Annotated in this window: 7 protein-coding genes and 1 pseudogene; 5 read left to right on the forward strand and 3 right to left on the reverse strand. The window is 59.6% G+C overall.

The features are described 5' to 3' along the window. Nucleotides 1-82: 82 nt before the first annotated feature. Nucleotides 83-1,702, reverse strand: coding sequence for an ABC transporter substrate-binding protein (locus tag AB5Y64_RS10980; RefSeq protein WP_041212840.1), 1,620 nt, complete (start codon nt 1,700-1,702; stop codon nt 83-85). A gap of 280 nt (nt 1,703-1,982) precedes the next feature. Continuing rightward, nucleotides 1,983-2,618, reverse strand: coding sequence for a YchE family NAAT transporter (locus AB5Y64_RS10985; RefSeq protein WP_010674328.1), 636 nt, complete (start codon nt 2,616-2,618; stop codon nt 1,983-1,985). An 831-nt stretch (nt 2,619-3,449) separates the two neighbouring features. Here AB5Y64_RS10985 and adhE point away from each other — a divergent pair. The 5 genes and pseudogenes from adhE to AB5Y64_RS11010 all read left to right on the forward strand — a co-directional run bounded on the left by adhE (nt 3,450) and on the right by AB5Y64_RS11010 (nt 11,781). After that, on the forward strand, nt 3,450-6,125 hold the full coding sequence (gene adhE, locus AB5Y64_RS10990; protein ID WP_279955800.1) for a bifunctional acetaldehyde-CoA/alcohol dehydrogenase: 2,676 nt from the start codon (nt 3,450-3,452) through the stop codon (nt 6,123-6,125). 110 nt (nt 6,126-6,235) lie between these two features. Continuing rightward, nucleotides 6,236-7,470 (forward strand): annotated as a pseudogene (locus AB5Y64_RS10995) (HD-GYP domain-containing protein). Nucleotides 7,471-7,822: 352 nt separating this feature from the next. Continuing rightward, entirely contained in the window at nt 7,823-9,514 is a 1,692-nt protein-coding gene (locus tag AB5Y64_RS11000) for a sensor histidine kinase (protein ID WP_010674325.1), read from the forward strand. Continuing rightward, on the forward strand, nt 9,511-10,215 hold the full coding sequence (gene btsR / locus AB5Y64_RS11005; protein WP_041215425.1) for a two-component system response regulator BtsR: 705 nt from the start codon (nt 9,511-9,513) through the stop codon (nt 10,213-10,215). The genes AB5Y64_RS11000 and btsR overlap by 4 nt, the downstream gene beginning before the upstream one ends. Before the next feature lie 144 nt (nt 10,216-10,359). After that, the gene (locus AB5Y64_RS11010) at nt 10,360-11,781 is read left to right on the forward strand and encodes a carbon starvation protein A (RefSeq protein WP_010674323.1); all 1,422 of its coding nucleotides are present in this window, start codon (nt 10,360-10,362) and stop codon (nt 11,779-11,781) included. 62 nt (nt 11,782-11,843) lie between these two features. On the opposite strand, the gene AB5Y64_RS11015 is transcribed toward AB5Y64_RS11010, so the two are convergent. Beyond that, nucleotides 11,844-13,487 (reverse strand): mechanosensitive ion channel family protein, encoded by a 1,644-nt coding sequence (locus AB5Y64_RS11015; RefSeq protein WP_029314351.1) that lies wholly within the window; start codon nt 13,485-13,487, stop codon nt 11,844-11,846. Nucleotides 13,488-13,856 lie beyond the last annotated feature (369 nt).

Here is a 13,856-nt window from a genome sequence, read left to right on the forward strand (position 1 = left end):
TGTACTGCTTCCAAAGGGTCGCGGTTGTAATAAAGGCCCGCCGTCTGGCGGGCCCTGCTTGTTATGCGACTTGTTTCTTTACTCAGTGAGCAACGATGTACATGTCTTTGCTGTAGATGTTGTCCAGCGGGTTGGCCGGGTAGCCGCCCACGTAGGGCTTGACCATGCGGGAGGTCACGTACTGATAGATGGGGGCGATCGGCATGTCCTTGGCCAGGATCTCTTCGGCCTGGACATAGAGCTTGTTGCGCGCCTCGGCATCCACCTGGTTGCGGGACTCGCTCATCAGCTTGTCGAACGTCGGGTTGGAGTATTTGCCGTCGTTGTTGCCGTGAGTGGTCTGCATCAGATCCAGCATGGAGGAGGCTTCGTTGTAGTCCGCAATCCAGCCGGCGCGGCCCACGTCGAAGTTACCCTGCTTCTTGGTCTCCAGGTAGGTCTTCCACTCCTGGTTCACCAGGCTCACCTGCACGCCGAGCTTCTTCCACATGGAGGCGACGGCCACGGCCACCTTTTTGTGGTTGTCGTCGGTGTTGTAGAGCAGCTCGAACTTGAGCGGCTTGCCCGGGCCGTAACCGGCTTCGGTCAGCAGCTCTTTCGCCTTGGCATCGCGCTCTGCCTGGGTCAGCTTGGACCAGGCCGGCGCCACCGGCTTGAAGCCATCTACAAAGTCAGGCACGAGCGTGTAGCCCGGGGTTTCGCCCTTGCCCATCACCTTGTCGGCGATCACGTTGCGATCGATGGCATAGGAGAGGGCGGTACGCACCCGCACGTCGTCAAACGGCTTGTGCTTGAAGTTGTACTGGTAGTAGTAGGTGCCCACATAGCCGCTGACCTTTACTTCGTCCGGCAGCTCTTTCTTCATCTGCTTGAAGCGTTCGATGGGCATGTTGTAGGTCAGATCCACTTCGCCAGCCAGATAGCGGTTCAGCTCGGCGTTGGTGGACTGGATGGGCAGGTAGGTCACCTTGTTGATGACGGTCTTGCCGTTGTTCCAGTAGTTGGGGTTGCGCTCGACGTCGACGCGCTCGTTGACCACCCAGTCCTTCAGCACGTAGGCGCCGTTGGATACCATGTTGCCGGGCTGGGTCCACTTGTCACCGAACTTCTCGATCACCTTCTTCGGGACCGGATAGGTGGTGGTGTGGGAGAGCATGCTGACGAAGTAAGGCACCGCCTTCTCCAGCTGCACCTCGAAGGTATGATCGTCCACCGCCTTCACACCCAGAGTGTCGGCCGGCTTCTTGCCCGCGATGATGTCGGAGGCATTGATGATGGTCGGGATCTCCATGTACCAGGAGTAGGGAGAGGCCGTCTTGGGATCCACCGCGCGCTGGAAGGCAAAGACGAAGTCATGAGCGGTGACGGGATCCCCGTTGGACCACTTGGCATCCTTGCGCAGGTGGAACACGTAATGTTTGTTGTCCTTGGTTTCCCAGGACTCGGCGACGCCGGGCAGGGTCTCACCCTTGGGGCCGGAGGAGACGAGACCTTCGAACAGGTCACGCAATACGTTGGATTCGGGGGTACCTTCCACTTTCTGGGGATCCAGGGTGGCGGGTTCGGAACCATTGCCTTTCACCAGGGTTTGCTCGGGAGCAAGCTTGGTACCGGCGGGGACATCGGCGGCGTGAGCCAGGGTGGCGCCACCGAAAAGTGCAGTCAATAAAAGGGTATTAATAATTGTTTTTCTATGAGTCATTTCCATACTCCAACAAGAACATTCCATGCATTTGTTATCCACGAGACAAACACCTCGCTGCCCGCATAATTCCCTGACAATTCTGATAATGCAATAGATATCATCAGGAACAGGCCGCTTTCATGGTCAAAAAAACAACTTAAAACCATTTATTCAGCATTTAAATATCCCGCAGCGGTCATTTTTCGTACAAGGCAGCTCGATTCTAGGAAATGACCAACAAAAAAGAAACAATAAAAAGCCGGTCACAAGGACCGGCTCCGACAAAAACGGACCTGGCTCACACCAGACCGGGGAAGACTCCCTTGATGCCCGCCACGATGATCTCGATGCCAAGGGACATCATGATGAGACCCATGATACGGGTCACCACGTTGATGCCGGTGTTGCCCATCAGCTTGAACAGCAGGGGAGCGGCGCGGAAGATGAGCCAGGAGCAGCAGGCAAACGCCACCACCACCACGAACATGCCGGCCATCTGGGGCAGGGTCTTCTGGCTGGCATAGACGATGGAAGAGGAGATGGCACCGGGTCCGGCCATCAGCGGCAGAGCCAGGGGCACCACGGCAATGGATTCACGCGCAGCCAGTTCACCCTTCTCCTGCTTGTTGTGCTTCACCTCCCCCAGCTTGCCCTGCAGCATGGACCAGGCGATCAGGGTGATCAGCGAGCCACCGGCAATGCGAAACGATGCCAGGGAGATGCCGAAACTGTCGAGGATGAGCTGTCCCATGCACATGGAGACCATCAGGATGATCATCACGGCAATGTGGGCGGTGGTGTTGGTCTTGCGTCGCTCCTCCGGCGACATGTGGCCCGTCAGGCTCACAAAAACCGGCAACAGACCCAGCGGGTTGATGATCGCAAACAGGCCGACGAAAAATTTCAGGTATAAAGAGAAGTCTATTGCTGCCATAGGCGCCATCCAGAACCAATACGAGCCACAAGGGGCCAACCCCCAAACTACGCGTAAATTTACACCATGGCTTTTCCCTTCTCCAATCAAATAATCTCACCCTTACCGGGGCTTTTTAGTTAGTTCCGCTAATGTATCGACAAAATTCAACATATCGGGTTGTTAAGGGAGAGTGGCCACCATTAACATCGCCGGGTGCCATGACAGCGCGTTATATCAACCCTCAGCCAAGAAACGATATTTTCGGCAAATGGCACCCTTGCTTCTCACCACACCTGCTTGCCGCCCCCACCCGCTCCTGTGACCCCGATTTTGGCCTTTCTCACCCTGGTGCGGTGCAGTGGGGCCGGCTGTGCAGAGGTGACAAGCTCCCTGCCACCGCCAGATGTGCTGTTTCGCCAGGGCGACTGGATGAAAACAACAACCCCTTTCTCAACATAAATGAAACGTCAGGGGGCTAGGCGTTCTGCCGCCATCATGGCAATGCCACCTTCCCCCATCCCGGTCAAGGCGAGAATTCATCGGATCCCCTTCCCTGAGCAGATATTTCAAGGGCGCGTGACAGCAGCTCGTGATGCCAAGAAAGGATGACACACTCCCGTAACATAGTGGTGCGATAAGGGGTGAAACAAAATTTCTTTTGTTCTTTTGTTACATATGATCCAGATCAATCTTTTCTGACACATCCCGACCCTATAATCGAGTCAGAAAACAGTTTACTAAGGCATGTAAATACCCCGTTATGGTGATTCTCGCCTTGACAAGGTGGCTATAATTGCCGGGCATTGCCAAGGTCTTACTAAACAGTTTTCAAATCATCAGGAGATAAACATGGCAGTAACCAATTTGGCTGAACTGGATGCACTGGTTGCCCGCGTCAAAGAAGCACAGCGTCAATTCGCCAGCTTCTCGCAAGAGCAGGTAGACAAGGTCTTCCGTGCCGCCGCCCTGGCCGCCAGCAACGCCCGTATCCCCCTGGCCCAGATGGCCGTGGCTGAATCCGGTATGGGTATCATCGAAGACAAGGTTATCAAGAACCACTTCGCCTCCGAATACATCTACAACGCCTATAAAGATGAAAAGACCTGCGGCATCCTGAGCCAGGACGACGAGATGGGCACCATCACCATCGCCGAGCCGGTAGGCATCATCTGCGGTATCGTACCGACCACCAACCCGACTTCCACTGCGATCTTCAAGGCCCTCATCTCCCTGAAGACCCGCAATGCCATCATCTTCTCCCCGCACCCCCGCGCCAAGAACTCCACCAATACCGCTGCCAAGCTGGTACTGGATGCAGCCGTGGCTGCCGGTGCGCCGAAAGACATCATCGGCTGGATTGATCAACCCTCCGTCGAACTCTCCAATGCCCTGATGCGTCACGACGACATCAACCTGATCCTGGCCACCGGTGGCCCGGGCATGGTGAAGGCCGCCTACTCCTCCGGCAAACCCGCCATCGGCGTGGGTGCGGGCAACGTGCCCATCGTCATCGACGAAACCGCCGACGTGAAGCGTGCCGTCGCCTCCATCCTGATGTCCAAGACCTTCGACAACGGCGTGGTCTGTGCCTCCGAGCAGGCTGTCATCGTGGTCGACTCCATCTACAACCAGGTCAAGGAGCGTTTCGCGACCCACGCCGGCTACATCCTCTCCAAGGACGAAGCGGACAAGGTGCGTAAAGTGCTGCTGATCAACGGCGCCCTGAACGCCGACATCGTGGGCCAGCCTGCCACCAAGATCGCCGCCATGGCCGGTGTGACCGTGCCTGCCACCACCAAGATCCTCATCGGTGAAGGTCTGGAACTCTGCGCGGAAGACGAGTTCGCTCACGAGAAACTCTCTCCAACGCTGGGTATGTTCCGTGCCAAGAACTTCGAAGAAGCCGTCGAAATGGCCTGCGACATGGTCAACATCGGTGGTATCGGCCACACCTCCGGTCTCTATACCGACCAGGATCGCAATGCCGACCGCATCAAGTACTTCGGCGACAAGATGAAGACCGCCCGTATCCTCATCAACACCCCCTCCACCCAGGGTGGTATCGGTGACCTGTACAACTTCGCGCTGGCCCCGTCCCTGACCCTGGGTTGCGGCTCCTGGAGTGGTAACTCCATCTCCGAGAACGTCGGTCCCAAGCACTTGATCAACAAGAAGACAGTCGCAAAACGGGCAGAAAATATGCTGTGGCACAAACTTCCGAAATCCATCTACTTCCGTCGTGGTTCCCTGCCGATCGCCCTGGGCGACCTGGAAGGCAAGAAGCGCGCCATGGTGGTGACCGACCGATTCCTGTTCAACAACGGCTATGCCGATGAAGTGGTTCGCCTGCTCAAGAAGCTGAACATGGAAGTGGAGATCTTCTACGAAGTGGAAGCCGACCCCACCCTGTCCGTGGTCCGCAAGGGCGCCGAGATGGCCAACTCCTTCAAGCCGGACGTGATCGTCGCCCTGGGTGGTGGTTCACCCATGGATGCCGCCAAGATCATGTGGGTCATGTACGAGCACCCGGACACCGCGTTCGAAGACCTGGCCATGCGCTTCATGGACATCCGCAAGCGTATCTACAAGTTCCCGAAAATGGGCGTGAAGGCCGAACTGGTCTGTATCACCACCACGTCCGGTACCGGTTCTGAAGTGACCCCGTTTGCGGTCGTGACCGACGACGCCACCGGCATGAAGTACCCGCTGGCCGACTACGAGCTGACCCCGAACATGGCCATCGTGGATGCCAACCTGGTAATGGGCATGCCCAAATCCCTGTGTGCCTTCGGTGGTATCGACGCCGTGACCCACGCCATGGAAGCCTATGTCTCCGTGCTGGCCAACGAATACTCCGACGGTCAGGCGCTACAAGCCCTGAAACTGCTGAAGGAGTACCTGCCCTCCAGCTACATCAACGGCGCCAACGACCCGGTTGCCCGCGAGAAGGTGCACAACGCGGCCACCATCGCCGGTATCGCGTTTGCCAACGCATTCCTGGGTGTGTGCCACTCCATGGCCCACAAACTGGGTGCGGAGTTCCACATCCCCCACGGTCTGGCCAACGCCCTGCTGATCAGCAACGTCATCCGCTACAACGCGAACGACAACCCGACCAAGCAGACCGCGTTCTCCCAGTACGACCGTCCGCAGGCTCGCCGTCGCTACGCCGAAGTGGCTGACCACCTGGGCCTGACCGCTGCCGGTGACCGTACCGCCGCCAAGATCGAGAAGCTGCTGACCTGGCTGGACGAGCTGAAGGCCACCCTGGGGATCCCGGTCTCCATCCGCGAAGCCGGCGTGAACGAAGCGGACTTCCTGGCCAAGGTAGACCAGCTGGCCCTGGAAGCCTTCGATGACCAGTGCACCGGCGCCAACCCGCGCTACCCGCTGATCACCGAGCTGAAAGCCATCCTGATGGACACCTACTACGGCCGTCCCTTCATCGAGGAAGCCCCTGCTGCTGCCCCGGTTGCAGCCAAGGTCGACGCCAAGGTGGACAACAAGAAAAAATCCAAGGCCTGATAAACGCCACGGATGACAAGAGCCCGCGCACATGCGCGGGCTTTTTTGTTTGTCTATCTGTTTAATTTTGCTAGCTTGTTGATAGGCAAATTCGACAGAAGAGCTAGTCCATGGCGCTGATACAGGCCTCCATCGAGCAGTTGAGAGTCGGCCACTACATCCATCTTCCCACGGGATGGACGAGCCACCCTTTCATGTTCAACGCCTTCAAAATCAAGGACCAGCAACAGCTCGACATCATCCGCCACCTCGACCTGACCCTGCTGATGGTGGATCCCGACAAGAGCGATCTGCCGGTCGAGCCCCTGCTGCGGGCCGAACCCGTAACCTCTCTTGAGATGAGCGACACCGGGGATACCACCTCCTCTTCTGTGGGCCCCACCTTCGACGAAAAGGCGTTCAGGCGCTCCCTTCGCATCGCGGACAAGGCGTTCGGTCAATCCCTGTCAGATCTTCGCGACGCCCTTGGCGCCCTCAACCTCAAACCGGACGAAGGCTTGGCCAATACCGCACAGATAGTGCGCAGCACCGCCGCCCGTCTGGCAGAACACCAGGGGCCGCTCGGTCTGCACCTTATCCGCAGCCAGAACACGGATACCCTGCTGCAACACAGCCTGAGCGTGGCCTTCATCGCCATGCTGATGGCACGGGAGCTTGGCATGAATCCCGTCGAGATCGAGGAGACCGGTCTGGCGGGCCTGCTCCACGACATCGGCGAGCTCAAGATCCCGAGCCAGATCATCCAGAAGCGGGGGGAGCTCAGCAAGGCGGAGCAGAATTTCCTCAACATGCACCCCCAGTACGGACTGGAGATGCTCAACCAGTTGCAGGCTTTCGAACCCAGGATCCGCGAGGTCGCCTACCTGCATCACGAACGCCTCGATGGCAGCGGTTTTCCCCTCGGGATCAAGGGCGACAAGATCCCCCCCCTCGCCCGCCTCATCGGGCTGGTGGATCACTATGACGAGCTGCTTCACCCGCGCAGCGGCCTCAACCCGCCGGGCCCAGCCAGGTGATCGGCCAGCTCTACAAGCTCTCCCAGAAGAATTTCGAGCAAACCCAGGTCAGGTTGCTGATAAAGGTGCTGGGGGTCTATCCGCCGGGTTCCCTGGTGCGCTTGGATGACGATGCCCTGGCCCTGGTGCTCTCCACCGAGCCCAGCATGCCCCTCAGACCCAAGGTGCTGCCCTACCTCAAGGGACAGCGACCGGAAGGGGTGGCCATGATCGATCTGCGGGAAGATGCGCGAAGCATCGTCGCTCCCCTCAGACAGGAAGAGCTGGACGACGCGCAACGCGCCTTTTTCGGTCTGGGTCGGCGGGTCTGTTACTATTTCGCCTTCTGAGTTATCCCCAGAAGCTGGGGATAACTCATTGGACAAACCTGAATAATTGCTCAGGTCCCCTCGAAATCGTCCACCATTGGAGCTGGATAAAAAACGCCCAGCCGATGGCCGGGCGGAGCATGCCACCTCCGTGTGGCGTATCCGGTGGATACCTTCATGCTCGCATCAGCAATATCAAGCGGGCATCGATTACACAAATATCAATTTAACGTGCTGATTTTATATGGTTTTATTTTTCCATTCTGGCAAACTGCCGCAGCGTTCAGCCCGCAGCCCGCATCAAGACGGGCTCAGGCTCACCCTGCGTCATGACAACGCCCGGCTCCGGCGTGGTGTTTGAGGAAGCTTTTTTATGCAACTAGTCCTCTCTCTGCTCCAGCAGATGAGCGTCAGCCTGGTCATCGCCTACCTTTTTTCCAAAAGCCCCCTGTTGCGTCCCCTGGCCAACTACTCCGTCAGGCTGCCCCACAAGGTGCTCATCTATGTCATCTTATCCTGCTTTTGCATCCTGGGAACCTATGTGGGCCTCGACATCGATGACGCCATCGCCAACACCCGGGCGGTCGGTGCCGTACTGGGGGGACTGCTGGGCGGCCCCCTGGTGGGATTCCTGGTGGGGCTGACCGGCGGCCTGCACCGCTATACTCTGGGGGGGTTCACCGATCTCGCCTGCGCCATCTCCACCACCTGCGAGGGGCTGTTGGGGGGGCTGGTGCACTGGCGGCTGATGAGGGCAGGCAGGGTCAATGACCTCTTTGCACCCAGGGTCGCCTTCTTTACCACCTTCGTGGCCGAGATCATGCAGATGGTGATCATCCTGCTGGTCGCCACCCCCTTCGACAAGTCCCTGCTGCTGGTGCGCACCATCGCCACCCCCATGATCCTCGCCAACTCCTGCGGGGCGGCGCTCTTCATCAGCATGATCCGCGACCAGCAGCGGATGTACGAAAAGTTCTCCCGGGTCTTCTCCGCCAAGGCGCTCACCATCGCCAACCGTACCGTCGGCATCATGAGCCAGGGGTTCACTCCGGAGGCCAGCGGCAAGATAGCCCATATCGTTCAGGAAGAGACCGGCGTCGGCGCCGTCGCCATCACGGACACCGACAAGATCCTCGCCTTCATCGGCACCGGAGAAGATCACCACAAGCCGGGCACCCCCATCACCTCGGCGATCACCCTGCAAGCCATCGCCCAGAACAAGGTGCTGTTCGCCGATGGCAACAGCCAGCCCTATCGTTGCAGCATCTCCCCCCAGTGCCAGCTCGGCTCCGTGCTGGTGATCCCCCTGCAGGGTGACGAGGGGGTGATCGGCACCATCAAACTCTATGAGCCCAAGAAGCGGCTCTTCCTCAAGATCAATCACACCCTGGGAGAAGGGATCGCCAACCTGTTGTCCCAGCAACTGCTGGCAGGCCGCCTGGAGCAGCAGCAGCGCCTGCTGGTGCAATCCGAGCTCAAGCTGGTGCAGGCACAGATAAACCCCCACTTCCTGTTCAACACCCTCAACACCATCAGCGCCATTACCCGCCGCGATCCGGGACGGGCACGGGAGCTGCTGCTGCACCTCTCCCGCTTCTTTCGCAACAACCTCAAGCGCCAGAGCGGCCTGACCACGCTGCGTGAGGAGCAGGAGCACTGCCTCTCCTACCTGGAGATAGAGCAGGCCCGCTTTGGCGAGCGGCTCACCGTCATCAACGAGATCCCGCCCCACCTTGCCGAGGTGCAACTGCCGAGCTTCACCCTGCAGCCCCTCATCGAGAATGCCATCAAGCACGGCATCTGCTCCCTGCTGGGAGAGGGGCGACTTCGCCTCTTCGCGAGGGAAACCCCCGAGGCGATCACCCTTTGCGTCGAAGACAACGCCGGGGCCTGGCAGCCATCCGGCCAGGGGGATGGTCTGGGGATGAGCCTGGTGGACAAGCGCCTCAAGAGCGCCTTTGGCGAGCGCTATGGCATTGACGTCCAGTGGGAGCCGGAGCAATGGACCCGGGTCTCCCTGACACTCCCACGACAACCCCGCACCACCGCCAAGGAGATGACATGATCCGCACCCTGATCGTCGATGACGAGCCCTATGCCCGCGAAGAACTGGCAGAGCTGCTGGCCAGCGATCCCGACATCGAGATCCTGGGCATGGCGGGCAACGCCATCGAGGCGCTCGGCCTCATCCAGCAACTCAAGCCGGATGTGGTGTTTCTCGATATCCAGATGCCCAAACTCAGCGGCATGGAGCTGGTGGCCATGCTCGATCCCCTGCCCCGCATCGTCTTTGTCACCGCCTTTGACGAGTACGCCATCCAGGCGTTCGAGGAGAACGCCTTCGATTACCTGCTCAAGCCGGTGGAGCCGGCGCGCCTCGCCAAGACCCTGGCGCGGCTCAGGCAGGACATCACCCCGCAACCGGTCGGGACCCTGGCCCCGACCATCCACCATATCCCCGGATACCTGCACAACCGGGTGCGGCTGCTCCCAACCTCCCAGGTGGAGTACGCCTTCTCCGATCTCGGCGGCGTCCATGTCGCCTGCCAGGGCGAGCTGTTTCACACCCAGCTCACCCTCAAGTCCCTCGAGGAGAAGACCCCGCTGCTGCGCTGTCACCGCCAGTATCTGGTGGCCCCGGCCGCCATCTTCGAAATCCGTTTGCTGGAGAATCAACTGGCGGAGATCGTGACCCCGAGCGGGGCCCGGGTACCGGTCAGCCGCCGCTACCTCAAGGAGCTAAAAGACGAGCTGGGACTGGAATAAAGCGGGGTGCGATGTGCGCCGGATCACAGCGGGCAACCACTCGGGTCGCCATGTCGCCGCTCACCCCCTTTCACCTACCGTTAACAGAAGTCCCCACCTACACTGGCTGCGCACACCAAAAAATAACAAAGCAGGAGCGTAGCAATGATCTGGTTCTTCCTCTGTGTCGGCTTGTTGATAGCCGGCTACTTCATATACGGCAAATTCATCGAACGGATATTCGGGCCCAAACCCGAGTTGAAGACCCCCGCCATCACCATGGCGGACGGGGTGGACTATGTCCCCATGTCGGACAAGAAGGTCTACCTGGTTCAACTGCTCAACATCGCCGGCGTCGGCCCCATCTTCGGCCCCATCCTGGGTGCCCTCTATGGTCCGGTCGCCATGCTCTGGATCGTCTTTGGCTGCATCTTCGCCGGTGCGGTCCACGACTATTTCTCCGGCATGCTGTCGGTACGCGCCAGGGGCGCCTCGGTGCCGACCGTGGTCGGTGAGCACCTGGGCACCGCCGCCAAGCACTTCATGAACCTCTTTGCCGTGGTGCTCCTGATGCTGGTGGGCGTGGTCTTCGTCCTGAGCCCGGCGGGCCTGCTCGCCAACCTCACCTCCACCGATCTGGTCTACTGGATTGCGGCCATCTTCGCCTACTACATCCTCGCGACCATCGTCCCCATCGACAAGATCATCGGCCGCTTCTACCCCATCTTCGGTGCGCTGCTGGTCTTCATGTCGGTCGGCCTCATCATCGGCCTCATCGTCTCCGGCAAGGGCTTCTACAACACCGGGATGGACTTCTCCAACCTGCACCCGACGGATCTGCCGCTCTGGCCGCTGCTGTTCATCACCATCGCCTGTGGTGCGGTCTCCGGTTTCCACGCCACCCAGTCCCCGCTGATGGCGCGCTGCATGCAGAACGAGAGCTCCGGTCGCTTCATCTTCTACGGGGCCATGATTGGGGAAGGCATCATCGCCCTCATCTGGTGCACCCTGGGTCTCTCCTTCTACGACAGCACCGAGGCACTCAACGCCACCCTGGCCAGCGGCGGCCCCTCTGCCGTGGTGCACGAAGTCTCCACCAGCCTGCTCGGTACCGTGGGCGGCATCCTGGCGATCCTCGGCGTGGTGATCCTGCCCATCACCTCCGGTGACACCGCGTTTCGCAGCGCCCGCCTCATCGTGGCGGACTTCCTGAACCTGACCCAGAAGCCCATGGCCAAGCGTCTGCTCATCGCCATCCCCATGTTCATCCTTGGCTTCATCATCTCCAAGGCAGAGTTCGGGGTGATCTGGCGCTACTTCGGCTGGGCCAACCAGACCACCGCCGTCATCATGCTGTGGGCTGCGGCCGCCTACCTCATCAAGGAAGGCAAGCTGCACTGGGTATGCACCATTCCCGCCATCTTCATGACCGCAGTGGTCATCACCTACCTGGCCAACGCCCCCATCGGTTTCGGCCTCGAGATGAATGTTTCCACCATCATCGGTCTGGTGAGCACCGCCCTCATCACCCTCGCCTTCCTGGTAAAATTCAGGCCCTCCCAACTGAGAGAGGCCAAGGAGAGCTGAGGCATCAGCTTCTCTTCATGACAAGAGGCCCGGCATTGCTGCCGGGCCTCTGCTTTTTGTGGTCACTCCCTGGCGGGGGGCTCGGCGGAATCGGGCGCCCGGGCCGGCGCCTGATACCACTGCTCCCTGGCCACCAGCACAGCCTGTTCCGGCTGGGCAATGAAGTTGGGGGACATGATCTGCACCCCGAACTCGTTGAAGACATCCTGAATATGGCCATGGAGCTCCGTCTTGACCACCGCAGGGAGTTCGCTTGCCTTCATCCTCACCTGCAACTCGTACTCCACATACCAATCCTGCAGATGCAACTGCCGCACCAGGGGAGCTTCATCCTGATTGAGCCGGGTGCAGCGCCGCGCGGCCAGCTCCAGCATGGCATGTACCTGACGCCAGGGGGTGTCATAACCGATGGTCACCTTGGTCAACAGGGCCACTCCCTTCTCGCCCGCCAGCCGTGTCAGGTTCACCACCTTGCCCCCCACCACCACTGCATTGGGCAGCGTGACCTCGTGATCCTGGCGCGTCACCAGCTTGGTCGAGAGGGCATTGAGCTCGCTCACCATCCCCTCCACCTCGCCGATCTGCACCAGATCCCCTGGCCGCAGTGCGCGGGAGTAGATGAGCACCAGGCCGCTCATGGCATGGTTCATGATACCGGCCGATCCCAGTGTCACCATCAGACCGAAGAAGACGCTGATCCCCTTGAAGGCATCGGAATCCGCACCCGGCAGATAGGGGTAGGCCACGGTCAGGGCAAACAGCCAGATCACCACTGACAGCAGTCGCCGGGTGGCGCCTATGGTCTCGGCGTGCAAACCCTGCACCCGAAACTGGCCACGCTCGATGCGGTCGAAGAGGATGGCCAGCATCTTGATGAAGAAACGGGTGATGACCACGATAAGCAGCACGGTTACCAGACCGGGCATGGCGGCAATCATGCCCTCCAGCATGTCGCCACACAGGGCAAACAGGGATTCCCCAAGCTGATAGCTCCAGGCCCGGGTCTGGGGGAACAGGCCGAGCACATAGGTCAGCCAGCCATAGGTGAGCATGAAGATGAGCAGCAGCGTGATGAGGCCGAGCAAGCGGACCTCGACATTCCCGGTGACCTGGCGCCAGGAGTGGGGGACCAGCCCCTTCTGCAGCAACAGGCGGTTGGCCAGCCACTTTCTGACTCGCCGATGCCCCCGCTGCAACAGCCAGATGAGGCCGAAGAAGATCAGGCTGACCACCACCGCCAAGCCGACGGCTCTGAGCAAATAGGGGGTCGAGTGCAGCTCGAGATACTTGATGCGCACGCCGTCGAGCCGATGCAGGACACGTTCGGCCGCCTGATCCAGGGTCAGCTCGTCGAATTCATCAAGGTCCCCTTCCAGCAGCACCAGAATGCGCTTGCCATTGACCAGAAACTCCCGGCTCTCCTGGCCGTGTCGACTGCCTTTCGTCACGGCCACAGGCGTCATGAGGTCGCTTGGCTCCATCCGCTGAACTCGCTCATGGGCCAGCCGTACCCTGGCCGCCCCATCCAGGTTGCCATATTTAGCCGTCAGCATGACGATGGGTTCATGAAGCAGGACCAGGGTCTGTGCCAACTCCTGCTCATTGGGCTCCATTCTGGGTTCGGCGGTCCAGCCGAGGCGGGACCACAACAGGCAGATCAGCAACAGGCCAAGCCGCCATCCTTTGCCACTGCACCATTCGTTCATCAGGTTCACCTCTCACCTTGCCCGGGCATCCATTGCTGCTTGATTTTATCTAACCAAATCAATTTTGTGTGTTAAATGAGCAACCGATGAACCATGCCTGTACCGCCACACCAACTCTCCGATTGCAGACTTGCACCGACGGCATATGCTGTCATTATTGCCGAAGCCTCGACTCGACAATCGAAGCATTGTTAGCGACTCAGACGGGAGAAATCGATGGTACTTGACTACATTGCCCTGGGGATCCTGGTGTTTGTCGTCTTGGTCATGTTCTTTGACATCCTCCCCCACCTTAGCGCTTCGCGTCACAGGAGGGGGATTCCCATTACTGGGTGATAGCTGCTCGCGCAGTACCGGGTTCCTGCTTCA

The organism is Aeromonas sp. R5-1 (assembly GCF_040908265.1).
GTDB lineage: Bacteria > Pseudomonadota > Gammaproteobacteria > Enterobacterales > Aeromonadaceae > Aeromonas > Aeromonas caviae.